The sequence below is a fragment of the Mesorhizobium sp. M2A.F.Ca.ET.037.01.1.1 genome (genome assembly GCF_003998075.1).
Lineage (GTDB): Bacteria > Pseudomonadota > Alphaproteobacteria > Rhizobiales > Rhizobiaceae > Mesorhizobium.
On the sequence record NZ_RZSA01001756.1, the window covers coordinates 1 to 515 of the forward strand.

A 515-nucleotide genomic window follows, 5' to 3' on the forward strand; every position below is an offset into this window, starting at 1 on the left:
GGCGGCGATGCGCACGCATATCGTCGGCGCCGCCAACCGCGTCGGCGTCAAGCTGCCGCTCTCGAAAGACACCGGAGCGAAATAGCCATGCCTGCGAGCGTCACCCGCATCTCCGACGTCTGCCTGCTGGTCGAAAATATCGAACGGACGGTCGATTTCTACGTCGACAAGCTCGGCTTCCTCTTGCGCCGCCGCGCCGAAGGATTTGCCGATTTCCATGGCGAGGGCGTGTCGCTCGCTGCCTGGGAGCTCGACCACATCAACCGGCACACCGGCGTGTCCAACCTGAGATCGCCGCGCCACGCGCATAAGGTTTGCGTCGCCGTGCAGCTCGACACGCCGGCCGACATCGACCGGCTGCACCGCGAATTGAGCGCCAAGGGCGTGCCCTTCTACGGCCCGCCCGAAGATTACGTCTGGAACGCGCGCTGCGCCTATTTCACCGACCCGGACGACACGCTTCGGGAGCTTTACGCCTGGCTCGACGGCGGCCCTGGCGATTACCACGACGAACA

General features: G+C 65.2%; 1 protein-coding gene. It reads left to right on the forward strand.

The genetic code is table 11. From position 1 onward, the window contains the following. Window positions 1-87: 87 nt before the first annotated feature. Window positions 88-515 (forward strand): VOC family protein (locus EOA27_RS39625; protein WP_189562448.1); only part of this gene is annotated, 428 nt, incomplete at its 3' end.